Below are 24,838 nucleotides of genomic sequence, written 5' to 3' on the forward strand. Positions count from 1 at the left end.
GGGCAAATCCCTCAACTTTGCACCAACTCCCCCGGACCGCCTCATGATCCGTCTTGAAAGCATCAGCAAGCAGAACGGCCGCCAGCTTGTCTTCATCGAGGCCTCGGCCTCGCTACAGAAGGGCGAGAAGATCGGCCTTGTCGGTCCGAACGGCGCCGGCAAGACGACTTTGTTTCGCATGATTACCGGCCAGGAGCAGCCCGACGAGGGCCAGGTGCAGGTCGATCGCGGCGTCACCATCGGCTATTTCAGCCAGGATGTCGGCGACATGGCCGGCCACAGTGCTGTGGCCGAAGTGATGAACGGCGCCGGGCCGGTCAGCGACGTGGCGGCCGAAATGGCCGAACTCGAGGCGGCCATGGCCGATCCCGAGCAGGCCGACCGGATGGATGAGATCATCGAGAAGTACGGCGAGGCGCAGCATCGTTTCGAGGAGCTCGACGGCTATGCGCTCGATGGCCGCGCCCGCGAAGTGCTCGACGGCCTCGGCTTTTCCCAGGAGATGATGGATGGCGATGTCGGCAAACTGTCCGGCGGCTGGAAGATGCGCGTGGCGCTGGCCCGCATCCTGTTGATGCGGCCCGATGTCATGCTGCTCGACGAACCGTCCAACCATCTCGATCTCGAAAGCCTGATCTGGCTGGAGCAGTTCCTGAAAGGTTATGAGGGCGCGCTGCTGATGACCTCGCACGACCGCGAGTTCATGAACCGCATCGTCAACAAGGTGGTCGAGATCGACGCCGGTTCGCTCACCGCCTATTCCGGCAATTACGAATTCTACCAGCAGCAGCGGGCGATCGCCGACAAGCAGCAGCAGGCGCAGTTCGAGCGCCAGCAGGCCATGCTGGCCAAGGAGATCGCTTTTATCGAGCGCTTCAAGGCGCGGGCGTCACACGCCGCCCAGGTGCAGAGCCGGGTGAAGAAGCTCGACAAGATCGATCGTGTCGAGCCGCCCAAGCGCCGTCAGATCGTGAATTTCGATTTTCAGCCGGCGCCGCGCTGCGGCGAAGATGTCGTGACGCTGAAGAACGTCCACAAGGGCTATGGCAGCCGCTCGATCTATGAGGGGCTGGACTTCCAGGTCCGCCGCCGCGAGCGCTGGTGCATCATGGGCGTCAACGGCGCCGGCAAGTCGACGCTGCTGAAGCTGGTGGCCGGCGCGTCTGACCCGGATGCCGGCACAGTTGCTCGGGGGCCGAGTGTGAAAATGGGCTATTTCGCCCAGCACGCCATGGAGGTGCTGGAGGGCGAACGCACCGTGTTCCAGACGCTGGAGGACGCGTTTCCACAAGCCGGCCAGGCGCCGCTCAGGGCACTCGCCGGCTGCTTCGGCTTTTCCGGCGACGAGATCGAGAAGAAATGCCGGGTGCTGTCGGGCGGCGAAAAGGCGCGCCTGATAATGGCGCTGATGCTGTTCGACCCGCCCAACCTGCTGGTGCTGGACGAGCCGACCAACCATTTGGACATCGCCACAAAGGAGATGCTGATCACGGCGCTGTCGCAATACGAAGGCACCATGCTGTTCGTCTCGCACGACCGCCATTTCCTGGCCGCACTCTCCAACCGCGTGCTGGAACTGACGCCAGAAGGCATCCACACCTATGGCGGCGGCTATACCGAATATGTGGAGAGGACCGGGCACGAGGCGCCGGGGCTGCGGATCTGACGCAGGTCCTGCGTCCGCATTTGCGTCCAGCAAAGCCAGGATTTGTCAGCTCGCCGCCAGCCATTTGCGCGACTGCGCGAAGGCCTTGAAGACTTTGGCATCCATCGGGTAGCCGAACAGGAAGCCTTGCAGGATGTCGCAGCCAAGCTCTTTCAGGATGCGCGCGTGCTCCATCGTCTCGACGCCCTCGGCGATCACTTCGATCCCGAGCGACTTGCCGATGTCGATGATGGACGACACAAGCTGCCGCTGTGCGGTTGAGCTGGTGATGGGGGTAACCAGTTGGCGGTCGATCTTGAGGCGACGGGGCCGCAACTTCAACAGCGAGACGATCGAGGCATGCCCGGTGCCGAAATCGTCGATCTCGACGTCGATGCCGAGCCCCTTGATGTGTTCGATGTTCCAGCTGACCAGCTCGTCGTTTTCGTCGAGGAAAATCGACTCCACCAGTTCGAACGACACGGTCCCTTCCTTGATGGGAAGCTTGCGCAAACCCTTGATCAGGTCCCTGTCTTCCAGGCGCCGTGCGGAAACGTTGACCGAGACGCGCGGGATGTTGAGGTGGCTGCGCGACCAACGCTCGAAATTATCGAGCGCCTGCTCCAGGACGGTGCGGTCGATAAGCGCCACGACATTGAGTTCTTCAGCCACCTTGATGTAGGCGTCGGGGGTCAGCATGCCGCGTTGCGGGTGATCCCAACGCGACAGCGCCTCGACGCCGACGATCTCCAGCGTCTTGGCGTCGAACTGCGGCTGATAGTAGACGATGAATTCGTTCCGCTCGAGCCCGCCCAGAATCTCGTCGGCGGTCTGCTTGGTCCGCACGATCTCGCTCTGCAGCTCTTCGTTGAAAAACTCGTAGCGGTTGCGGCCGCGGCCTTTCGCCCGGTACAGCGCCAGATCGGCATTGACAAGCAACTGCCTTGCATCGACGCCGCTATTGGCCGCAATGCCGATGCTGACGCCGAACCGGCACTGGTGACCCAGATAGTCGACCGGCTGGCGCATCGCATCGATAATGTGGTCGGCCAGCGCGGCGAGTTCCTTGTCGTCGCGTCCATGGCTCAGCACGACAAACTCGTCGCCGCCGATGCGCGCAACGAAATCGGCACTGCCGACGCTGGCCTTGATGACTTTCGAAGCATGCACCAGCAATGCATCGCCCGCTGCATGGCCGAGCGTGTCGTTGATCTGCTTGAACCGGTCAAGGTCGAGATGCAGCAACGCCGCACGGCCGTCGGCTTCGCGGTTTTCGGCAAGCATCTCGTCCAGATACCGACGGTTGGGCAGACCGGTCAGCGAATCATGCATCGCGACATGCTCGATGCGGGCTTTGGCCAGGTTCAGTTCGGCATTTTTCGATTCTGAAAGGCGACGTTCACGCACGAGATTCTCGTTGAGCAGCACGTCGCCTGTCACATCCCATTCGGCGCCGATCATTTTTGGCGTGCCGTCGATGTCCCGGAAGAAACTGGCGCGGGTGCGCACATGGCGAATGGTGCCGTCCGGCCGCAGGAGCCGATACTGCGAAGAGTAGGGGCCTTGTGTTGCAACAGCCGAATCGAAATCTGCTTTAGCCCGTTCGAAGTCTTGGGGATGGATCGCCAGCGCCCAGTCGTCATAGCTACGGGTCTTGCCGCCGCCGGGTTTGCCATAGATTTCGTTGATGCGGTCGTCCCATACGAGTTCGTTGCTGACGGTATCGTGCTCCCACACGCCTATAGCAGAGGCTTCCAACGCCAGCTCCAGCCGCCGGGACAGGCGCCTCAACTCGGCGTCACTTTTCTGCCGCTCACCGAAAAGACGTCCTGCCACGAGGATCGGCAGCACCACCAGCGCGCCGGCAAGCGCCATGAGCAGACGCAACAGCCACTCATTTTTCGGAGCGGTCGGCCAGCCGCCCTTCGGTATGGCTGAAATTTGCCAGGAGCCTGAAGGCAATTGCACCTCTTCCATCACCGGATTGCCGGACACGACATTATCGCCGCCGAAGAACAGTTCCCCGCCGCCGCCGAGCGCATCCTTGCCGATAAGCGCCACATCGATATCCAGATCAGGGTCGGTCAGTCCGCTGGCAGCGTAGAGCCGATCGACATCGATCACGGCCGAGACGATACCCCAGAAACGGTCGCCGCCACCCGCCGTCGGCACGAAGACCGGGATACGGCCGATGAAGCCACGTCCGCCTTGCGCCAGTTTGACCGGCCCGGCGAGCACCAGCGCGCGCTGGTCACGGGCGCGAAGCGCGGCCATGCGTTGCGTATCGCTCTTGCGGTAGTCCAGCCCGATGGCTTTTTCATTGCCTTCCAGCGGATACATCAGCGCGATGACGAGGTCGGGGGCGCCGGCAATATCGCGCAACTGCGATTTTTGCTCGAACAGATTACGGGCGAGTGCCGCAAATCTTTGCTGGCCCATATAAGGCTCGGTAACGATTGTCGAAACGAGACCCTGAACCAGCTGGAGATTGCCGCCTATGTTGCCTTCGAGCTTGGCGCGTATGATGTTGACCTTGGCCAGGACGTCGGCGCGCGCCAGCTGATCGGAGACCTCTCTGTTCCTCTGGTCGGCAACCAGGGCGCAGACGAGAAGCACGACAAAGGCAATCGCCGCCGGCAAGTTGGCGGAAGAAAAAACGGCCCGTTTCAACCGGCCGGAATTGAGCATTGCACCTGCCAACTCGATCCGAAGACCTTTCCAGGACAGTAGTCCTTCGGTCGACCATAGTAGCTAAAGCTTAAGTTTGAGCTTCGAGACGAATCCGAGAACAAACGGTAAGCTTTTGGCTGCCAGGGTCCAGCCGAAATCTGAATGAGTGTCCGAAAGTAGGACGCCAGGTTGCAGCGTTCTGCAACCCAGCGGCGAAGTCATATTCGCCTCAGATTGCAACAAGCCGGCTGATCTTGCCGCGCGGGCCCTTGCGGGAGGCTTACTTCCCAGCCATTTGATCGGCCAGCGCCTGCGCCTGGGCGAGCAGCGCCGGGAAAGCCGGGTCAGCCGGCAGGCGCTGCGCCATGCAGGCCCGGTAGTCGCTGTCGCCCTTGTCCCAGGCGGCGTTGGAGGACTCGAACGCTTTTTCGTCCTTCAGGTCCGATGCCTGGTAGGCCTCCTGGAATTTCTGCGCGGCGGCGTCCGCAGCAGCCCACACGGCGTCGCAGGCGGCGATCTTCGGAACGGCAGGGGCTGCCGGCGCTGCGATAATTCTCACGCTGTTGCCTTTGACGAGCGTAACGATGACTTCCTGCTCATAGATCGGCCCGACGTCCTGCGTCCAGCCGCCGAGCCGTGCGAAGGCGATGTCGGCGCCTTCGGGTTTCTTCAATGGAAAGTCGAGCGTTCCCTCGAAGGCGGCGTCGCTGTTGATCGCCTGGGTATAGAAGGCATCCAGCTTAAGCGCCTCATCGATGCCGGCGGGCAGTTTGAAACTTTCGTCGGTCTCGGCGGTTCTGGACTGGAGCCAGCGCTCCAGCAGCCCTCGCGTCGTTGCCACTAGGCTGGGGCCGTCGTCGCCCTTGGTGTATCGCAGCCCATCGAGCATGCCATAGCCGATATCGGAGTCGCTGAGGCTTTCGATATTGATTGTGCCGGTTGGCGGAAAGTCCTTGACCGCCAGCGGACCGATGATGCCGGCAAGACGCTGCTGGAGGTCGGCCAGCGCCTTCTCGTTCTCAGCGTCGATGGTCTCGATTGCCGCGTTCGCACTGTTCAGCGCTGCGATATCAGCAATCGCCTTGTCACGCGCGGCCACATAGTCGTCCTCCGGCGAGGCCGCGAAAGCCACGCTGCTCACCAGTGCAAACAGAAACGTCCAGACCCACCGCATGATATAAACCCTGCTCTACGTTCGATTCCAAGGATACATGACAACATTGGGCTGAAAAAAGACGCCGTTGGAGCTGCAGATCTCCCCACATGAGGGGGAGATGGCCGGCAGGCCAGAGGGGGTCGCCGCGCGTGAAGCGCTGACTCCTTTTGCAGCGCGAGACGACGTTAGCGCTTCCCCCCCAACCACCCCCTCGGTCGCCTTCGGCGACATCCCCCCCTCGAGGGGGGAGATTGGCGCCTAATCACGCCTTGCGCTTCTCCACCTCCGCCTTCCTCAGCAGGAAGCGCTGGATCTTGCCGCTTGGGGTCTTCGGCAGTTCCGTGATGAACTCGACCTCGCGCGGGTAGGCGTGCGCCGACAGCCGTTTCTTGACGTGCTGGGCCAGCTCTTCGGCGAGCTCCGAATTGCCCTTGTAAGCCGGCGCCAGAACGACGAAGGCCTTGACGATCTCGGTGCGCTGCGGATCGGGCACGCCGACGACAGCCGCCTCGTTGACCGCCGGATGCTCGATCAGCGCGCTTTCGACGTCGAACGGGCCGATGCGATAGCCGGCCGAAGTGATGACATCGTCGGCGCGGCCGATGAAGGAGACCGAACCGTCCGGCTCGTACTCCACCGTGTCGCCGGTGCGGTAGTAGCCGCCCGTGATCGCTGGCGTCTCGGCTTGGTGATAGCCGTCGAACCAGCGCAGCGGCGACTTCGCGATGTCGACGGCGAGGATGCCGGGCTGGTTGGGGCCGAGCTCGTTGCCGGCCTTGTCCAATACCACCATGCGATATCCGGGCATTGCCAAGCCGGCCGAGCCCACGCGCACGACGTGCGAGAGCCCATGATGGTTGTTGACCATCATGCCGTTCTCGGTCTGGCCGTAATGGTCGTGAATGGGCGCGGCGAGATTTGCGTCGAACCAGCGGATGACTTCCGGGTTGAGCGGCTCGCCGGCGCTGCTCACCACGCGCAGTCTGCCTTTGACACGGGCCGCAGCTTCCGCGCCTTCCGCCATCAGCAGGCGATAGGCGGTCGGCGAGCCGGCAAGGCTGGTGACGCCGAGCCGCTCGATGATGTCGTAAGTGCTCTTGGCGTTGAAGGCGCCTTCATAGAAGGTCGTGGCGATGCCGAGCTGCAACGGGCCGGTGATGGCGTAATAGAGGCCGTAGGCCCAGCCGGGGTCCGCGATGTTCCAGAAGATGTCGTCGGGCAGCAAGCCGATCGCGTCGCGCATATAGGCGCCGAAGGCGAGCAGGGCGCGAAGCGGCACCGGCACGCCCTTGGGCAGGCCGGTCGTTCCCGACGTCGACATCATCATGAACAAGTCGTCGCCCTTGCGCATCACCGGCTGGCACTCGGGCGAGGCGGCGGCAAGCGCGGCGCGGAAATCGATGTCGCCTGCAGGTAGCTCACCGCCATTGCCAAGAATGGTGGCGATTTGCGCTGATGTCTCGACCTCGTCGAGCTTGCCGCGATTGGCCGGGTTGGTCACCACGATCCTGGCGCCGCTATAGCCGAGGCGGTGCTCGATGGCTTTCGGACCGAAGGCGGTGAACAGCGGCTGGTAGACCGCGCCGATGCGCCACGTCCCGAGGATCAGCGCCACCAGTTCGGGGACGCGCGGCAGCATGCCGGCGACGACATCGCCGGCACCGACGCCGGCGGCCTTGAGCACATTGGCGGCGCGCCCGGACATGTCGGCGAGATCGTCGAAGCTGAATTCGCGAAGCTCGCCGCCGGCCGAGATCGCGCGCAGCGCCAGCCGGTCTTCTCCGGTGTAGCGGCCGCAGCATTCGACATAGGCATTGATGCCGGTTCCAGGGTTGCCATACAACCGGGCGATCTCATCTTCGATGCGAAAGCGCTGAGCGGCATCCTCATAGCGCGGCATTTTGCTCATCGCGGTCCTCCCTAAGCGGCGCCCATCTCCCCTTGGAGCGCCTTATCGGTCAGATTGCCTGAAATTGCTGCGCTGGTCGATTACGGCGATAGCCGGGGATGCGAAGGACCGCAGCGCAGCGACAATCCGCGCCGAGCCACTGCTGTTGACCGAACCATCCATCCGGCCGATAGCACCGCCAGAATTGCCCCGAGGCCCCAATGACCCCAGACTCCACTTTCGATGACGCGGCCATCGCCGACGAAGGACGCGATGCTGACATCGCCTGGCAAAACGACATCCGCGCGGGCGTGCGCCACGTCCGCGATCTCGCCTCGCTGCCGCTGTCACCCGCCGAGCACGCGGCGGCGCAGGAGGCGGCCGTACGCCACAAGGTGCGTGCCCCCAAAACCTATCTCGACCTGATCGACTGGAACGATCCCGCCGACCCGATCCGCGCCCAGGTCATTCCATCGCCGGATGAGCTGACGGAAACGGAAGGCGAGCTCGACGATCCGATCGCCGACCATGCCTTCAGTCCGGTGCCGCGACTGACGCACCGCCACGCCGACCGGGTGCTGTTGTTTGCGACCTACCAATGTGCGGTCTATTGCCGTTTCTGCTTCCGCAAGGAATCCCTGACCTCGATCGGCCGCGGCTATACGCGAGAAGCGCTCGAAGAGGCTTTTGCCTATATCGAAGTCCATACCGAAATCCGCGAAGTGATCCTGACCGGCGGCGATCCGCTTTCGCTGCCCGACAAGGCGCTGGCTGAAATCCGCGCCCGCATCGAGACGATCGCGCATGTGAGGCTGCTGCGTATCCACACACGCGTGCCTGTCGTGCTGCCCGCGCGCATCACGCCGGGGCTGGTTGGCGCCTTGCGGGGCCGGCTGATGGTCACCGTCGTCACCCATTTCAACCATGCGCGGGAGATCACGCCGGCCACCGAATTGGCCTGTCGCGTCATGCGCCAAGCAGGCTTCGTGCTGCTCAACCAGAGCGTCCTGCTCAAGGGCGTCAACGACACGGTCGAGGTGCTGGAGGAACTCTGCCGCGAACTGATGTACCGGCTCGGCGTCAAACCCTATTACCTGCACCATGGCGACCTCGCGCGCGGCATGGCGCACAGGCGCACCACGATTGCGCAGGGACAGGCGCTGGCCGGCGCGCTGCGCGCCCGCCTGTCGGGCATCTGCAATCCGATCTATGTGCTGGACCTGCCGGAAGGCGGCGGCAAGGTGCCGCTCGGGCCATGCCATGTCGAGGGGCGGGAAGGGCAGGATTGGCGCATCCGCGGCCAGGATGGCGAGGTGAGGGTATATCGGGACGTGGTGGTGTAGGCACGGCGCAGCGGCGCCAATGATCGCCGCCGTCGCATTGTCGATCGGGATGACCGATCGCACCGAACTATCGCCACGACGCGTTCGCTTGCATTCCGTATGTTGACATAAAGATATCCTTATGTGATGGTTGTCGCCTCAAGGATAAAAATGTCGCAGAATTCTGCATCGCTGGACGCATTGTTCGGCCCCGTCGCGGCCAGGCCCGATGGGTCCGAAGTGCTTGCGGCGCTGACGGCAGCGGCACGCGAGCGCATCCTCATCCTCGACGGCGCCATGGGCACGCAGATCCAGGGTCTCGGCTTCGACGAAGAGCATTTCCGCGGCGAGGCTTTCGCGGGCTGCGCCTGCCATCAGCAGGGCAACAACGACCTCTTGATCCTGACGCAGCCGAAGGCGATCGAGGAGATCCATTATCAATACGCCATCGCTGGCGCCGATATCCTCGAGACCAACACCTTCTCCTCGACCTCGATCGCCCAGGCGGATTACGGCATGGAGGATGCCGTCTACGCGCTGAACCGCGACGGCGCGCGGCTGGTGCGTCGGGCAGCGGCGAGGGCACAGCAGGAGGACGGCAAGCGGCGCTTCGTCGCCGGCGCGCTCGGGCCGACCAACCGCACCGCCTCGATGTCGCCCGACGTCAACAATCCCGGCTACCGCGCGGTGACCTTCGATGAATTGCGCCTGGCTTATGGCGAGCAGTTGCGCGGCCTGGTCGACGGCGGCGCCGACATCATTCTCATCGAGACCATCTTCGATACGCTGAACGCCAAGGCGGCGATCTTTGCCTGCAACGAGATTTTCCTCGAAAAGGGCGTGCGCCTGCCGGTGATGATTTCGGGCACCATCACCGATCTCTCCGGCCGCACGCTGTCGGGCCAGACGCCGACCGCCTTCTGGCATTCGGTGCGCCATGCCAACCCCTTCACCATCGGCCTCAACTGCGCGCTCGGCGCCAATGCGATGCGCGCGCATCTGGCCGAAATTTCAGGCGTCGCCGACACCTTCGTCTGCGCCTATCCGAATGCCGGCCTGCCCAATGAATTCGGCCGCTATGACGAGAGCCCGGACTTCATGGCCGCGCAGATCGAGGATTTTGCGCGGGAAGGGCTCGTCAACGTCGTCGGCGGCTGCTGTGGCTCGACGCCGGACCACATCCGCGCCATCGCCGAGGCTGTCAAGAAATATCCGCCACGCGCCATCCCCGAGATCGAGCGCAAGATGCGCCTGTCCGGGCTGGAGCCGTTCACGCTGACTGATGAGATTCCCTTCGTCAATGTCGGCGAACGCACCAACGTCACCGGCTCGGCCAAGTTCCGAAAGCTGATCACGGCGGGCGACTATGTCCCGGCGCTCGACGTGGCGCGCGACCAGGTCGCCAATGGCGCACAGATCATCGACATCAACATGGATGAAGGCCTGATCGATTCGAAAAAGGCGATGGTCGAGTACCTCAATTTGATCGCCGCCGAACCCGACATCGCCCGTGTTCCGGTGATGGTCGACTCCTCGAAATGGGAGATCATCGAGGCCGGGCTGAAATGCGTGCAGGGCAAGCCACTGGTCAACTCCATCTCGATGAAGGAAGGCGAGGAAGCCTTTCTGCATCATGCGAAGCTGGTGCGCGCCTACGGCGCGGCGGTGGTCGTCATGGCCTTCGACGAGGCCGGCCAGGCCGACACCAAGGCGCGCAAGGTCGAGATCTGCACCCGCGCCTACAAGCTGCTCACCGAACAGGCCGGTTTCCCGCCCGAAGACATCGTCTTCGACCCCAACGTCTTCGCGGTCGCCACCGGCATCGAGGAGCACGACAATTACGGCGTCGACTTCATCGAGGCCACAGGCGAGATCACCGCCACGCTGCCGCATGTGCATATCTCGGGCGGCGTCTCGAACCTGTCCTTCTCCTTCCGCGGCAACGAGCCGGTGCGCGAGGCGATGCACGCCGTGTTTCTCTATCACGCCATCCAGCGCGGCATGGATATGGGCATCGTCAATGCCGGTCAGCTCGCCGTCTACGACACGATCGAGCCGGAGCTGCGCGAAGCGTGCGAGGATGTCGTGCTCAACCGCGCTCCCAGGGCGGGCGGCACCGCCACCGAACGCATGCTGGAGATCGCCGAGCGCTTCAAGGGCACCGCCGGCAAGGAAGCCAGGGATCGCGATCTCGCCTGGCGCGACTGGACGGTCGAGCGGCGGATTTCGCATGCGCTGGTCAACGGCATCACCGAATTCATCGACGCCGACACCGAAGAGGCGCGGCTTGCGGCCGAGCGGCCTCTGCATGTCATCGAAGGCCCGCTGATGGCCGGCATGAATGTCGTCGGCGATCTGTTCGGCGCTGGAAAGATGTTTCTGCCGCAAGTGGTGAAGTCGGCGCGCGTGATGAAGCAAGCGGTGGCCGGATTGCTGCCGCACATGGAGGCCGAAAAACTGGCCAACGCCGCCAATGGCATCGACAATGGCGAGCGCCAGACGGCCGGCAAAATCCTGATGGCGACGGTGAAGGGCGATGTCCACGACATCGGCAAGAACATCGTCGGCGTCGTTCTGGCGTGCAACAATTACGAGATCATCGATCTCGGCGTCATGGTGCCGGCGGCGAAGATCCTGCAGAGGGCTCGCGAGCAAAATGTCGACATCATCGGCCTGTCCGGCCTGATCACCCCGTCGCTGGACGAGATGGTGCACATGGCCGCCGAGATGGAGCGCGAAGGCTTCGACATTCCGCTTTTGATCGGCGGCGCGACAACCAGCCGCGTGCACACGGCGGTGAAGATCCATCCCCGCTACTCCAGGGGACAGACGGTCTATGTCAATGACGCCAGCCGGGCGGTCGGCGTCGTCTCGTCCTTGCTGTCGAAGGAGACCAAGGGCGGCTACGTCGACACAGTGCGGGCCGAGTACAAAAAGGTCGCTGACGCGCATGCCCGCTCCGAGGCCGACAAGCAGCGGCTGCCGCTGGCCAAGGCCAGGGCCAATGCGCACAGGGTGGACTGGTCCGCCTATGAACCGCCGAAGCCGTCCTTCACCGGCGTGAAAGTGTTCGAGAACTGGGACCTGACTGAGCTCTCGCGCTACATCGACTGGACGCCGTTCTTCCAGACCTGGGAGTTGAAAGGGCGTTACCCCAAGATCCTCGACGACGAGAAGCAGGGACCGGCGGCACGCCAGCTTTTCGAGGATGCGCAGGCGATGCTGACAAAAATCATCGCGGAAAAATGGTTCGCGCCGCGCGGCGTCATCGGCTTCTGGCCGGCGAACGCCGTCGGCGACGACATCAGGCTGTTCACGGATGAGGCGCGCTCGCAGGAGCTTGCCACTTTCTTCACGCTGCGCCAGCAGCTGATCAAGCGCGACAGCAAGGCCAATGTCGCGCTGTCGGATTTCGTCGCACCGGCCGACAGCGGCAAGCCGGACTATATCGGCGGCTTCATCGTCACCGCGGGGATCGAGGAGGTGGCGATCGCCGAGCGCTTCGAGCGCGCCAATGACGATTATTCCTCGATCATGGTCAAGGCGCTGGCCGATCGTTTCGCCGAAGCTTTTGCCGAGCGCATGCACGAGAAGGTGCGCAAGGAATTCTGGGGCTATGCATCAGACGAGAAGCTGGCGCCCGACGAACTGATCGGCGAGCCTTATCGCGGCATCCGCCCCGCGCCCGGCTATCCCGCGCAGCCCGATCATACCGAGAAGGCGACCTTGTTCCGGCTGCTCGACGGCGAGCGCAATGCCGGCGTCGGCCTGACCGAGAGCTATGCGATGTGGCCGGGCTCGTCTGTGTCCGGCATCTATCTCGCCCATCCCGAAAGCTATTATTTCGGCGTCGCCAAAGTCGAGCGCGACCAGGTCGAGGACTATGCCCGCCGCAAAGCCATGCCGCTGGCCGATGCCGAGCGCTGGCTTGGGCCGATCCTCAACTATGTGCCCGTGGATTATGCCGAGGCGGCGGAATAGCCGGGACGTGATCTGGCCCAATGGCTCGACCGCTCCCTTGATTTTCACCGTCGAAAAAAATCGCGCCGCACCCGGTTCTCGGCGAGCTGCCGGTTGTGGGTCGGTCAGACTTAGGTCCCTCGCGCCTGCTTTTCTGGAACAAGCCGTGATGTCCCGCATTTTATTGGCAGGGACACAAGGAGTGTCGAGTGAAAGCGATTTTGGGACTGGTCGGCGGCTTCGTGCTGACCCTTGCGGTGTTCGGCAGCGGGCTGGTTTTCGCAGCCTGGCTGCTTGCCGCCAAGCCTGTGCGGGAGGCAAGGCCCACCGTCAGCGTGGCGGAACTGTGGACCCGGAAAGCGCGGCCGGTGGACAGGACGGCGCAGGACTTCGAACGTGTGCCGCCCGAGCAGTCCGCGCCTGCCGACATCGCCGCCAGGGAGCCAGCCCAGGACCCGGCCAGGCAGCAGCCCGATCCCACCGTCACCGGCGCCATCGCGCGGACCGAACTGCCGCCGCCGCATCTCGCCTGGTGCGCCAGCCGCTACCGCTCTTACGATCCCGAGGACAACAGCTACATGTCCTATAGCGGACAGCAGCGCACCTGCGTATCGCCCTATCTCGGCGCCGACCGCGCCGCGCCGCGAGAGGCAAGCTATGTCGAGGGCGCGGGCGCCTACGCGGCCGCCGGCGGCGAACCGGACCATGTCGCCTCCTGCTTCAGCCGCTATCGCTCCTACCGTCCGGAAGACAACAGCTACCAGCCATATTCCGGCGGGCCGAGACGGCAATGCGAGTAGCCAGCGCGAAGGGCGCCGCGAACGATTGCGACCGCGCGATTTCTGGGATCGTTCGGATCGCCCTCAAAGCCCAGGGGAGGAACCACCATGGAAGACGACCGGCATCACAAGATACAGCAGCGCGCCTACCAGATCTGGGAGCGCGAAGGCACTGGTGACCCCGAACACCACTGGCACCGGGCCGAGGCCGAAATCGACCGCGAGGCGGCGCTGCCGCTGACCGCCGACGACGCCCTGCCGCGCGAGATCGCCAGCACCGACATCCTGGCGGTCGAGGAACTGGCCATGCGCACCGGCATATCGGGCGAGGAAGCGCAGGAGCTGATCGACAGACTGGGCACGGACCGCGCGGCGGTTGAGCAGGCGGCGAGGGGGATTGAGGGGAGGCGGAAGTCCTGATTGCGAGCTATGTGCAGGCCGAAAGCGGTGTCGAGCGTCGAGGCTTTGGTGCACCATTTCGGCATGCGCGCCGGGCGAAGGCATGGATGGCGCGCTGTCGATCACAAGGCCGGATCTACTGCGGCGCCCGGGCACTCTGCCAAAACCAGATTGCGAGCGAGCCGGATCGTCCACGGATCTGTGTCTCCACAGGTCCTCTCAAAGCACCGGATTTGAACAACGCGCAGTCGCGACCGGCGACAGCAAGCATTTCGTCACTCACCGCCACTTCGGCTTTCTGGTCGGCAGCGATCTCCATCAAGCGACTTGACACGTTGACGGTGTCGCCGATGGCCGCGATGTGCTGACGCCCTTCGCCGCCAAGTCGAGAGGCCACGATTGTTCCATGATGCGCTCCAATCTTGAAGCCGATTCGGGATGCGGTCGACGCAGGCAACGAGGCGAGCCAATCGTTGGTGCGGCTGGAGAGCCCGACACAACAGCGGGCGGCATTGAAGGCGTCGTCTGCCGCCGGTTCCGGCAGGCCGAACAGGATCATGGCGCCGTCACCCATGAAACTCGTGACAACGCCACCGCAGCTTGTCACTTCTTCGTCCACCAACGCGTGAAAATTGTTCAGGAGTTCGCGTGTGGCGCTCGGTCCCAATGTTTCACTCAGTCCGGTGAAGCCGGACAGGTCGATGAACAGGATGGCGGCGTCCGTCCGGACGGGTTCCGAGAGGAAGTCGCCATGCTTGGCGAGCCATGCCCCCAGTCCTGGGGCTTCAACGCGTTGAAGCAATTGGCTCTGCGTGGCGAAATATTGCGCCCGGCTCCTGCCCAGCCAGAGCTGCGCGGCCCCAAACAGGATTGCCGGCGGAACGGCAGCGGTCATCGGCAGCGCGGCGCTCAGCCAGATATGGTGCAGGAAAGCGGTCATGTTGACCACGAACCAGATCAGGACCACGCCGGCGACCGCCGCCAGGCCGATGGCGTTTCGGCGCCACGCCAACAGGCCGACAATAAGCATGGGCAGCACCACTGCAAAACCCGCGTCCGCAAGGCGAACGTTCTGGTCGCGCACTATGCCGTCGCCGGTCGTCAGATGGGCAATCGCCGTCGACATGACCTCGACGCCCGGCAGTATGGGATCGAACGGTGTCGGGAAGACATCGCCGGTGCCGGTTGCGGTCGCTCCTATCAAGACAATTCGACCCCGGATAGTGCCGGGATCGAATCGGCCCTCCAGCACCGTCGCGGCGCTGATCGTGCGGATCGTGCCGCGCGGGCCATAAAATGTCAGAGGCAGGATGTGACCAATGTCGGTACGGATCGACCGTCCGTCCAGCGATAGATCATCGGGCGCAATTCCAGGGTCCTCTCCCGCCGCCATGGCGGCAACACGCAATGAGAAGGACGCTTGCAACTGATCTCCGGCCCGAAACAGCAACGGCACGAACCGGGGCGTTCCCGTCCTGTCGGTGACCACGTTCACGACGCCGACAGCGGCGGCGTCCGAAAACACTTTCAGGGGCCACAGAAACCGCTCGGCATTCGGCACGCGGGCGAGGGGTCCTTCGCCCAGCGTCCATTGTTTGCTTCCGGGGTAGATCGCCGCTGCGGCGATTACGCTTCTACTCCTGCTCAACGAACGCGCGAGCGCCTCGTCAGTGTCTTTTGCCCCGGGGTCGACCAGCAGCAGGTCCAGCGCAATGGCCTTCGGCCCAAGCGGCTCTATCGTATCGATGATGCGGGCAAGCGTGGCGCGGTTGAGGGGATAGCTGCCCTCGCGCCGCACCGTTTCATCGTCTATTACGACAATGGTGATCAGCTCCGGCGGCTTTGCCGTTCCTCGAACAAGCGTTCGAAGATCGGTCATCGTTGCCTCGACGCGATCGAGAAACCACAAATTGCCGCGCCAGTGCGCGAAGCCCAGGCCGGCGCCCCAAAGACCCGCCAGAATGAGCGCGATCAGCGTCGGAAGCCCTCGTCGGCTCATTGCAAGCTCATTGGGCAACCTCACTGGGCAAGCTCACTGGCCGAAACGGGCCAGCAAGGCGGACACGCGCTTGGCGGGCCATCGCTTGACGATGAGTTTGCCTGTCCCGGCCTCGACGTCCACGCCATCCCCCGGTGCGAGGATCACGACGGCGGTGGATGCCGGTCTTTGCACGGCGACGCGACCTCTAAGGACGAAAACAGACGTCTTGCCGTTGCCAGCGTCGACTGCCCATTCTGTGCCTCGCACTGCGGCGATCGCCTGCGGGGTGATAACCGCGAAGCCAACCGGGACCGCGCCGGCCGGAGCATCGAGCAGCAGCGCTTTGCTCCGCAACCTGATCGCGTCGGGACTGCCGTTTCGATCGCGATCCTCCAGCGTAAAACGAGCGCCACCTTCCACAATGACGGCAAGGCCTTCCCGACATCTCAGAATCTGTCGGGACGTACCGGCCACCGGCTCGAACGTACACCCTGCATCCTGCGCATGGGCGGCATCCACCCAGAAGGCACCGGCAAACAGGACAGCCACCAGACTACGGAAAAATCGGCCCCTTGCGCTCATCAACGTCTCCTCGCTTTGCAAAACTCCGCGGCAGGAAAATCTTCTGCCGTCAGCTCGCCCGCATGTTTGGTTCACGAGCCGGCACTTGCAGCCGCGTTGGCTTGAGGGCTGCCGACCGGCAATCGTAACACGACAAGCTGCTCCGGCGTTAAGCATGTTGCGGCATGGTGGGTCGCGTTCGCCGGGCAGGCAAGGTGAGGGAGGCGCCCATGGTGACCACGAGCGCCACTGGCACCAGGCCGCGATGGAAATCGACCGGGAAGCGGCCTTGCCGCTGGCGGCCGACGACGCCCTGCCGCAAACCAGCGAGATGGCAAGCACCGCTGTGCTGACCGTCGAGGAACTGGCCCTGCGCACCGGCATATCCGGCGACGAGGCGCGGGCTCTGGTCTACCGCCTGGGCACCGACCGCGCCGCCATCGGACAAGCCGCCCGCAGCCTTAAGACCAAGCGGAAATCCTGATCGGGGCCAGATGCTAACTGGGGAGAGTGAGATGATCCGCAAACTGAAGGACGGAAAATACCGGCTTTATTCGCGCAAGAAGGATGAGAAGACCGGGAAACGGCGGAACCTGGGCACGTTCGAGAAGCGCGAGGCGGCGGAGAAGCATGAGCGCGAGGTGCAGTATTTCAAGCGGCATTGAGGGTGTTGTGGCGTTGCCGGCAGGGCTGTCGCGCAGGATGAATGCGGAGCGAATCCAGACTAAGCTCTTCCGCTTGGGCCTGCCAAGACACATAGCGCGCCTTTTTCTACCGGCTGTCCAAAAGGTCCATTTGAGCTAATGTTTGGCATTGACAGCTGAAAAAGGGCCGTATCCTCTTGCTGCGCGGCAACCAGCCAGTAAGAGCCAAGTCCTCATGTCCAAGAAATATTTGAAATTGTTCCCCAAGCCGTTGTTGGATGATCTTGTAAATGGACGCTGGCTGCCGGTGGTTGGCGCGGGTATGTCGCTGAATGCTCGCGTGCCCGCAGGTAGCAAGATGCCGTTGTGGTCCGACCTTGCTAGAAGGTTAGAGACCGATCTTGATGACTTTGAAGCGCAAGGTACGCTGGATGCGATATCTGCTCATGAGCATGCTTTTGGACGGCCCCGCCTTATAGAGCGCCTATCAGAAATCCTAATGCTTCATGATGCTAGCCCGGGTGAGGCGCACAAGGAGTTTTGTTCGATTCCATTCGATATCGTATGCACGACAAATTTCGATTTCTTACTTGAGCGTCAATACGAAGTATCATCACGTTTCGTATACCCGGTAGTAGATGAAGATCAATTATCCCTGAATATCTCGACTCCGGGCACACTCTTGCTAAAGCTGCATGGCGATCTGCGGCATCCTAACAGACTTGTCGTCACTGAGTCCGACTATGACGCTTTCCTGACGAAATACCCTCTCATTGCAACCTATTTAGCGAACCAACTCATTACAAAGACTGCTGTCTTGATAGGTTACAGTCTCGACGATCCAGATTTTAGGCAGATATGGCACGTCGTAGCGCAGCGTCTGGGACGTAACCGTCGAAATGCTTATGCTATCGCAATAGATTCTAAGGTGGCGGATGTAGCACGGTTTGCTAGGCGAGGCGTGACGGTAATTAGTATCCCAGGTTCAAAAAGTGACTATGGGACGATCCTCGCGGCAGTGTTTGCGGAATTGCGCGAGCATTATCTCTCCAAGGTCTTTTCTGTCAGCACAGTAACGGAAGAGCGGCCACTGCGCGAACTACGCCTCCCACGTGATGCCCTAAGTCGCCTCTGCTTCTTTGCAGTGCCCGTAGACCAGCTACCAATTTACCGTGAGCGGGTATTCCCTGCTGTTGAGGCCGCTGGTTTTGTTCCAGTGACAGCCGACGATGTGATCTCGCCTGGCGACAGCATCGCTGCCAAGATTGATGGGTTAATTGACCGAGCGGCAGCAGTTATCGTGGAACCAACATCGGCTTGGACTTTGGCAGAACTTCGGCTCGCGCTAAGCCGCCGACCGCATCGGGACGAAAGTAGCCGCCGGAAGCCGTTGGTGGTAATTTCGGTTGTACCTTCGTTCCAGCAACTTCCGCCTGAGGTGGGCACTCATGTCGCTCTTGAACGTGGTCAATGGGATGGCGATACCGAACAATTCGTAACGAGGCTAGTCGAGTCACTAGTCAATCAAGTCCCTCTGGGTGAAATGGAGCGTATGAACGAGCCGCAACGCCTGTTCAACGCGAAGGAATATCGCGCGGCCGTAATTTCCGCCATGAGCTTGCTCGAAGCAGAGCTACGAACCCGACTTGAGAAGCCCGGATGGGAACGAGTTCGCCGGCCCATGTCGATGAGGCAACTCGCTGAATTGGCTGCCAACGCAAGTGTTATTCCCCACAATGCTCTGCAGCAGATTTCCGACTGGTCCCAAGTCAGGAATGCAGCAGTGCATACAGGCGGTGATGTCTCTCGCGCCACCGCGCAACAAGTTGTCAGAGGGGTGCAGTCGTTGCTGCACCCCAAAGCCATTTTCTGAGAATCGAGCGATGGCCATTTTGGAAGGTCCTTCCATCGCGCGACGCTACCGTAGATGCGAGATAAGAAGTGACCAATAGAGTTCGGCAGCTCCTTCCGCTGAGTGCTTTACATCGCGGTTGCCACCGAATTGTGCCATGCCCATCGAGCAAAGGTAGAGCGTCTGATCATCCGCTTCGACTCTCAGATTTTCATTGTACGTGTTGCTCTCGGTAGTCTCAGTCGCGACATAAGAGATACCACCCACGAAAGACCCACCTCCCATGAATACCGTGCACCGTGCCGTGGCCTTTCCGTTCTTGTAAATCCCTGCGGTGAACCGGTTGGCGTCGATGCGGCGGAAGTTCGTTTCGATTCCGGAGTTCCGCGCCTCAAGTTCGGTCAGCGAATTCTCGAAGAATTTTGCCATGAAGTCGAACACCTCATGCTTGAAGCGGTCCTTGTCGCGATCGGAAAATTGCTTAGCAAGGCGCAGATTGCTCGTTCTCGGGCCCACGTCGATTGCCGATGGTGAAGACTCCGATGTCGGGATCCGGGCAGTTGTCGGTGCCTCGGCGGGTTTGATCCGCTTCGCTGCGTCCCTAATGGCGTTCGCCACTTCCAGAAACGCCTGATCCCTGTCCGGCCACTGCGTTATAGGTCGCCCGTCGGTCGGGGTGGCCATGAGTTTTCCGAATGGTGCGTCGTGCCACGGACATGCGCGCAAGATGACAGGAATCACAATGGCACTCCCCTCGCGATGCCTTTGCAGCGCACGCATCATTTCGCGCTCGTAGCAGTAGTCAGAGGCGAGGAAGTCCGCACTTACCAGTAGGAGGATGATTTCCGCATCCTCTAGATTGCGGTCGATCTCGGAATTCAGTTCCTGGCCTGCACCAATCCTACGATCATGCCAGACCTCGACCGCGCCCTGACGCCGTAGGACCGAAAGCTGACGCTCAAGCTGATCACGAAGAGCCTCGTCGGCATGCGAATAGGAGAAGAAGATTTTGGCCAAAGGCAGCTCCAAACACCAAACATGGCTATGCTCTACTACGACGCTATAGCGAGTCGTTGTGGGAATCACGGCCATGGGGCAGATAATAGGTCCGGATTGTCTTATCAGAATGGACGCGGCGCAAGTCGGTGATCTCGTCGTCTTTTCTTACGAAAATGCGCGTGCGCTTGGGTTGATTCTTGAATTCAACGAAGAGCGTGGCGGATTGCTGGCTGTCCTCTCCAGCCTCTTTGAGCTTCCTCGCATGTTGCGCGTGACCGGAGATATTAATTGCATGAATTACGGTCAGGATTGGGCGCTTGAGCCGATAGATTCCCAAGTAGCCACGCCTTCGCATTTCGAAACGAACCGGCGTGCGGGACTCCTAGTTCTAACTAAGAACGGCTGGTTCATGAATTTTGCGAGTTCCTACGTCGACCAGTTCGGACGTTTCAATTGGGAATGGCGCGACATGAAGGCCTTCACGCAATCCGCTCGACTTGAGAGCGGCATTGTATTTGATGCGTGGAGGCTCTGGGCGAGCGCTGCAGATCGCAATTATCGCAATGGGCAGCCCCTCTTGACCTACAAGGCGGAAGTTCAGAAGGGCACACAGGGCTGAGCTTGCCTTTCCTACTTTACAGTTTGCCACCGCAAAGGCACTGACGCGGCAGCGCCACCCCACCCTCCGTTAACCTTTCATTAACCATGTCCGGCCTAGCGTTTACCTCTCAGTAAGGAATCGCCCGCCGTGACCTTTGCCGCTCCCCTCGAGGCCAAATCCATTCGCTTTCGCGCCCGCTCCTTCGTCGCTTTCACGCTGACGCCGGAGGCGCCTTTGGATGTTTGGCTGGAGAGCCTCGATCGCTGGGTCGGCAATTCGCCGGGCTATTTTGCCGGGCGCCCGGTGGTGCTCGATCTGAACGTGCTGAAGCCTGATGTCGTCGCCATCGAAGCGCTGGTCGATTTGCTCGGCCAGCGCGGCATCCGCATCTATGCCATCGAGCTCGACGGCGGCGCCGAGCTTGGCGCGCATCTGCCGCCGGTGCTGGTCGGCGCCAAGGAGGCGACCACCGACGGTCTGCTGCAGCCCAGCCGCAAGGCGGGCAGGGCGGAGGACGCCACTGCAGGAAGCGACATAAAGGCGGCCGGTGACATCAAGGCGGGCGATTTGAAACCGGCGAGCGATGCCAAGGCACAGCCGAAAGACGCCAAAATCGCCGCACCCGACGCCAGCACGCTGATGATCCGCTCGCCGATCCGTTCAGGGCAGCTGATCTTCCACCCGCATGGCGATGTCATCGTGCTGGGCTCCGTCGCGTCCGGCTCCGAGATCGTCGCCACCGGCTCGATCCACGTCTATGGCACGCTGCGCGGCCGCGCGTCGGCAGGGGCGCAGGGCAATACCGCCGCGCGTGTCTTCTGCCGCAGGAACGAGGCCGAGCTTCTCTCGGTCGATGGCTGGTATTGCACGGCCGAGGAGATGGACCCGTCAGTCCGGGGCAAGCCTGTGCAGGCATTTCTCGACAACGGCATGCTGCGCATCGCCCCTTTCAGCTAATGCGTCTCGCCCGACAACGACATAACGAACAACAACGGAGGCTTTATTGATGGGCAAGGTAGTGGTGGTCACCTCGGGCAAGGGGGGCGTCGGCAAGACGACCTCTACCGCGGCTCTGGGGGCGGCGGTCGCCAAGACCGGCAAGAAGGTGGCGCTGGTGGATTTCGATGTCGGCCTGCGCAACCTCGATTTGATCATGGGCGCCGAGCGGCGCGTGGTGTTCGACCTCGTCAACGTCATCCAGGGCTCGGCAAAGCTGTCGCAGGCGCTGATCCGCGACAAGCGGGTCGAGACTTTGTTCCTGCTGCCGGCCTCGCAGACGCGCGACAAGGATGCGCTGACCGAGGAGGGCGTGGCCGAGGTCATCGGCAAGCTGCGCTCGGTGTTCGACTATGTCTTCTGCGACAGCCCGGCCGGCATCGAGCGCGGCGCGCAACTCGCCATGCGCTTTGCCGACGAGGCGGTCATCGTCACCAATCCGGAAGTGTCGTCGGTGCGCGATTCCGACCGCATCATCGGCCTGCTCGATTCCCGCACCTTGCGGGCCGAGGAGGGCGAGCAGATCGCCAAGCACGTGCTGGTCACGCGCTACGACGCGGGACGCGCCGCGCGGGGCGAAATGCTGTCGATCGACGATGTGCTGGAGATCCTGTCGGTGCCGCTGCTCGGCATTATCCCCGAGAGCCAGGATGTGCTGCGCGCCTCCAACCTCGGTTCGCCGGTGACGCTGTCGGAGCCGCTGAACGCCGCTGCCAAGGCTTACATCGACGCGGCCAAGCGGCTCGAGGGCGAACAGCTGCCGGTCATCGTGCCCTTCGAACGCAAGGGCTTCCTCGATCGTCTTTTGGGAAGGAGGGCGGCATGAACCTGCTCGACATCTTCAAGCGGCGCACCAGCGCGCCGGTGGCGCGCGAACGGCTGCAAGTGCTTCTCGCCTATGAGCGCCGCAACCGCAGCCAGCCCGATCTCGTCTCCATCCTGCGCGAGGAGATCATGGCGGTGATCGCCAAGCACGTGCAGATCGACCAGGACTATCTGCAAGTTTCGATGGACCGCGGCGAGACCATGTCGACGCTGGAGATCGACATCCAGATCCCCAACAAGAGCGCAGTGCCGCTGGCCATGGCGGGGTGAGATTGAAGCTGCTGATCTCCCCCCTTGTGGGGGAGATGGCCGGCAAGCCAGAGGGGGGCGCTGTCCCGCTGGCCTGTCGATTACATGTAGCAACGGCTTTGCCGAAGATCTGGATTCGCTGAGACGTAGCGATCCTTCGCGCCCCCCTCTGTCCTGCCGGACATCTCCCCCACGAGGGGGGAGATTGCGCTCCTCGCGCTCGCCTGCGCCAAGCACCCCCACCCGGACCTGCGGTCCGACCTCCCCACAAGGGGGAGGTAGGGGGCCAGCGCCTCTTTCCAAAACATTCAACCAACTAGTTGACTATCTAAAATCTCGCCTCTATATTCAACTACATGGTTGAATTAGAGACGCCCCAGATGGACCAGGTTTTTCACGCCCTCGGCGACGCCACGCGCCGGAACATGCTTAACCACCTCGCCGGCGGCGAGCGTACGGTGAGCGAGTTGGCGCAGCCCTTTGCCATGTCGCTGGCCGCAGCCTCCAAGCACATCAAGGCGCTGGAGCATGCCGGGCTGATCCGGCGCGAAGTGCGCGGGCGCACCCATGTCTGCCGCCTCGAGGCCCGCCCGCTGGCCACCGCCTATCAGTGGCTCGGCCAATACGCGCGTTTCTGGAACAGCCGCCTCGATGTGCTCGAACAGCTTTTGCGCGAGGAGGCGGGGCGCAAAACGCCGGCAGCGCAGACAACGCCGGCACCGGCAAATCCAGAACCATCGAAGCCGGAATCACCCAGGCCAACACCTTCCAAGGGAGACGACCGATGAACCAGATGAACAGCTTCGACGGCTACGCCCAGCTGATCCAGCCGGCCACGTTGAGGGTCGAACGGCTTTTGCCCGGAACCAGGGAGCGCGTCTGGGAATATCTGACGCAGAGCGATCTGCGCCGCAAATGGCTGGCGGCCGGCGACATGGAGATGGAGGAAGGCTCTTCCTTCGAGCTGGTCTGGCGCAATGACGAACTGACCGACCCGCCCGGCGACAGGCCGGCCAGCTTCAGTGGCGGCGAGCAGCGGATGCACAACCAGATCGTCGAGTGCGATCCGCCGCGCAAGCTCACCATCACCTGGAACGGCAGCGGCAATGTCACCTTCGAATTGGCGCAGCGCGGCGACGACGTCCTGCTCACCCTGGTCCACCGCCGCCTGCCAGACCGCTCGAGCCTGATGATGCATGCCGCAGGCTGGCACGTGCATCTCGACCTCCTGGTTGCCCGCGTGGCGGCCGAGAAGCCCGAACCGTTCTGGGACAGCTTTAGCCGTATCGTGGCGGAATACGACCGGCGCCTGCCGGCCTGACCTGACCTAACGCATCGCCCGGTCCAACCGGGCACCATCGATCCCTTGCGCCGGATGCCGGCGCAGGGGCCGGCGAAACACGCGCCTTCGCCAGACACCGCGGCGCGTCATCGGAAGTGAAACCAGGCAACGTGCTTGCATCCCGCAAGCCCGGAGGAGGAAGTCATGCGTAAATTGATCACCGGAATGAAGATCTCCATCGACGGCAAGATGGAAGGCCCCGAAGGCTTCGCCGACTGGGTCGACAACTGGTCGGAGGAATACGGCCTGATGCCCGAGATCGACGCCTGCCTGCTCGGCGGCGTCATGTATGCCGCCTATGAGCGCTACTGGAGCGCGATCCTTGAGAACGAGCCGGACCAGCCATTGCCGATGACCGGCAGACTGGTCGACCCGGCCGAACTCGAATGGGCGCGCTTTGCCGCGAAAACCCCGCACTATGTGCTGTCGAACACCATGACTTCGGCCGCCTGGGCCTCGACGCGCTTCCTGCGCAGCCTCGACGACATCGCGGCGCTGAAGCGCGAGCCCGGCAAGAACATCTATCTCATGGGCGGCGCCCGCATCACCGCCAGCCTGATCGAAGCCGGCCTAGTCGATGAAATGCGGCTCATTGTCTATCCGCTGCTCGCCGGCGACGGCAAGGCGCTGTTCGGCACGGTGCACGCCCGGCACGGACTGGAACTGCGCCAGGTCGGCCAGCTGTCGGATGGGCGGGTGAGCCTGGTGTATGGGCTGGCGAGCTAGCCTCTTTTCCTCTCCCTCCGGAGGGGGGAGAGGTGGCGCCGCGAAGCGGCGACGGAGTGGGGGAAGGCGCTCATGAAACCCACGGTCACCGCAAAACAGGAGCGACGTAGCGAGCGCGAAAAGCCGGCAAGCAGGCAATCAGGCGGATGTGATGGACGGTCGAGCCGCACAAACCGCCACGTAGAGGGTCCAACCAAACCCCGAACGAAGCGGGGGCGCGCTAGAAGAGGGGGGGGGCGGCGC

The 24,838-nt window shown here is 62.5% G+C and carries 21 protein-coding genes; 15 read left to right on the forward strand and 6 right to left on the reverse strand.

Going from position 1 to position 24,838, the window contains the following annotated elements; all coding sequences use genetic code 11:
- Positions 1-43 precede the first annotated feature (43 nt).
- A complete protein-coding gene (locus tag NKH38_RS28360; protein ID WP_023735472.1) occupies positions 44-1,666 on the forward strand; it encodes an ABC-F family ATP-binding cassette domain-containing protein in 1,623 nt (540 codons plus the stop codon).
- 45 nt (positions 1,667-1,711) lie between these two features.
- On the opposite strand, the gene NKH38_RS28365 is transcribed toward NKH38_RS28360, so the two are convergent.
- The 3 genes from NKH38_RS28365 to NKH38_RS28375 all read right to left on the reverse strand — a co-directional run bounded on the left by NKH38_RS28365 (position 1,712) and on the right by NKH38_RS28375 (position 7,380).
- Positions 1,712-4,333 carry a bifunctional diguanylate cyclase/phosphodiesterase gene (locus NKH38_RS28365; protein ID WP_352763031.1) on the reverse strand — a complete coding sequence of 874 codons (2,622 nt, stop codon included), beginning with the start codon at positions 4,331-4,333 and terminating at the stop codon, positions 1,712-1,714.
- A 262-nt stretch (positions 4,334-4,595) separates the two neighbouring features.
- Positions 4,596-5,489, reverse strand: coding sequence for a hypothetical protein (locus NKH38_RS28370; protein ID WP_023693888.1), 894 nt, complete (start codon positions 5,487-5,489; stop codon positions 4,596-4,598).
- A gap of 244 nt (positions 5,490-5,733) precedes the next feature.
- Positions 5,734-7,380: an acyl-CoA synthetase gene (locus NKH38_RS28375; RefSeq protein WP_352763029.1), complete on the reverse strand. Its 1,647-nt coding sequence runs from the start codon at positions 7,378-7,380 to the stop codon at positions 5,734-5,736.
- Positions 7,381-7,580: 200 nt separating this feature from the next.
- Here NKH38_RS28375 and NKH38_RS28380 point away from each other — a divergent pair, with 200 nt between their 5' ends.
- The 4 genes from NKH38_RS28380 to NKH38_RS28395 all read left to right on the forward strand — a co-directional run bounded on the left by NKH38_RS28380 (position 7,581) and on the right by NKH38_RS28395 (position 13,840).
- Positions 7,581-8,702 carry a KamA family radical SAM protein gene (locus NKH38_RS28380; protein WP_352763027.1) on the forward strand — a complete coding sequence of 374 codons (1,122 nt, stop codon included), beginning with the start codon at positions 7,581-7,583 and terminating at the stop codon, positions 8,700-8,702.
- A 150-nt stretch (positions 8,703-8,852) separates the two neighbouring features.
- Positions 8,853-12,662 (forward strand): methionine synthase, encoded by a 3,810-nt coding sequence (gene metH / locus NKH38_RS28385; protein WP_352763025.1) that lies wholly within the window; start codon positions 8,853-8,855, stop codon positions 12,660-12,662.
- 188 nt (positions 12,663-12,850) lie between these two features.
- The gene (locus NKH38_RS28390) at positions 12,851-13,441 is read left to right on the forward strand and encodes a BA14K family protein (protein WP_352740437.1); all 591 of its coding nucleotides are present in this window, start codon (positions 12,851-12,853) and stop codon (positions 13,439-13,441) included.
- Between the two features lie 87 nt (positions 13,442-13,528).
- Positions 13,529-13,840: a DUF2934 domain-containing protein gene (locus NKH38_RS28395; protein ID WP_352638761.1), complete on the forward strand. Its 312-nt coding sequence runs from the start codon at positions 13,529-13,531 to the stop codon at positions 13,838-13,840.
- Between the two features lie 115 nt (positions 13,841-13,955).
- Here the strand turns inward: NKH38_RS28395 and NKH38_RS28400 are convergent, their stop codons facing one another.
- Both NKH38_RS28400 and NKH38_RS28405 read right to left on the reverse strand, forming a co-directional pair.
- Positions 13,956-15,818 (reverse strand): CHASE2 domain-containing protein, encoded by a 1,863-nt coding sequence (locus NKH38_RS28400; protein ID WP_352763023.1) that lies wholly within the window; start codon positions 15,816-15,818, stop codon positions 13,956-13,958.
- A 33-nt stretch (positions 15,819-15,851) separates the two neighbouring features.
- The gene (locus tag NKH38_RS28405; RefSeq protein WP_352763021.1) at positions 15,852-16,382 is read right to left on the reverse strand and encodes a FecR domain-containing protein; all 531 of its coding nucleotides are present in this window, start codon (positions 16,380-16,382) and stop codon (positions 15,852-15,854) included.
- A 154-nt stretch (positions 16,383-16,536) separates the two neighbouring features.
- On the opposite strand from NKH38_RS28405, the gene NKH38_RS28410 reads away from it, so the two are divergent.
- The 3 genes from NKH38_RS28410 to NKH38_RS28420 all read left to right on the forward strand — a co-directional run bounded on the left by NKH38_RS28410 (position 16,537) and on the right by NKH38_RS28420 (position 18,878).
- Positions 16,537-16,845, forward strand: coding sequence for a DUF2934 domain-containing protein (locus NKH38_RS28410; protein WP_352763019.1), 309 nt, complete (start codon positions 16,537-16,539; stop codon positions 16,843-16,845).
- Positions 16,846-16,876: 31 nt separating this feature from the next.
- Positions 16,877-17,026, forward strand: coding sequence for a hypothetical protein (locus NKH38_RS28415; protein WP_352763018.1), 150 nt, complete (start codon positions 16,877-16,879; stop codon positions 17,024-17,026).
- Positions 17,027-17,240: 214 nt separating this feature from the next.
- Positions 17,241-18,878: an SIR2 family NAD-dependent protein deacylase gene (locus tag NKH38_RS28420; RefSeq protein ID WP_352763016.1), complete on the forward strand. Its 1,638-nt coding sequence runs from the start codon at positions 17,241-17,243 to the stop codon at positions 18,876-18,878.
- Between the two features lie 45 nt (positions 18,879-18,923).
- Here NKH38_RS28420 and NKH38_RS28425 read toward each other — a convergent pair whose 3' ends face one another.
- Entirely contained in the window at positions 18,924-19,874 is a 951-nt protein-coding gene (locus NKH38_RS28425) for a toll/interleukin-1 receptor domain-containing protein (RefSeq protein WP_352763014.1), read from the reverse strand.
- 73 nt (positions 19,875-19,947) lie between these two features.
- Between NKH38_RS28425 and NKH38_RS28430 the strand changes: the two genes are divergently transcribed.
- The 7 genes from NKH38_RS28430 to NKH38_RS28460 all read left to right on the forward strand — a co-directional run bounded on the left by NKH38_RS28430 (position 19,948) and on the right by NKH38_RS28460 (position 24,595).
- Positions 19,948-20,475 (forward strand): hypothetical protein, encoded by a 528-nt coding sequence (locus tag NKH38_RS28430; RefSeq protein WP_352763012.1) that lies wholly within the window; start codon positions 19,948-19,950, stop codon positions 20,473-20,475.
- Between the two features lie 129 nt (positions 20,476-20,604).
- Positions 20,605-21,414, forward strand: coding sequence for a septum site-determining protein MinC (gene minC, locus NKH38_RS28435; protein ID WP_352763011.1), 810 nt, complete (start codon positions 20,605-20,607; stop codon positions 21,412-21,414).
- A 49-nt stretch (positions 21,415-21,463) separates the two neighbouring features.
- Complete coding sequence (gene minD, locus NKH38_RS28440; RefSeq protein ID WP_023670342.1) at positions 21,464-22,279, forward strand: septum site-determining protein MinD; 816 nt, start codon at positions 21,464-21,466, stop codon at positions 22,277-22,279.
- Positions 22,276-22,548 (forward strand): cell division topological specificity factor MinE, encoded by a 273-nt coding sequence (gene minE, locus NKH38_RS28445; protein ID WP_023684809.1) that lies wholly within the window; start codon positions 22,276-22,278, stop codon positions 22,546-22,548. Before minD ends, minE begins: the two co-directional genes overlap by 4 nt.
- 335 nt (positions 22,549-22,883) lie before the next feature.
- Positions 22,884-23,315 (forward strand): ArsR/SmtB family transcription factor, encoded by a 432-nt coding sequence (locus NKH38_RS28450; protein ID WP_023749879.1) that lies wholly within the window; start codon positions 22,884-22,886, stop codon positions 23,313-23,315.
- Positions 23,312-23,848 carry an SRPBCC family protein gene (locus NKH38_RS28455; RefSeq protein WP_023695516.1) on the forward strand — a complete coding sequence of 179 codons (537 nt, stop codon included), beginning with the start codon at positions 23,312-23,314 and terminating at the stop codon, positions 23,846-23,848. The genes NKH38_RS28450 and NKH38_RS28455 overlap by 4 nt, the downstream gene beginning before the upstream one ends.
- A gap of 165 nt (positions 23,849-24,013) precedes the next feature.
- Positions 24,014-24,595, forward strand: coding sequence for a dihydrofolate reductase family protein (locus NKH38_RS28460; RefSeq protein ID WP_352763007.1), 582 nt, complete (start codon positions 24,014-24,016; stop codon positions 24,593-24,595).
- Positions 24,596-24,838 lie beyond the last annotated feature (243 nt).

This window comes from Mesorhizobium sp. M1078, assembly GCF_040318615.1.
GTDB lineage: Bacteria > Pseudomonadota > Alphaproteobacteria > Rhizobiales > Rhizobiaceae > Mesorhizobium.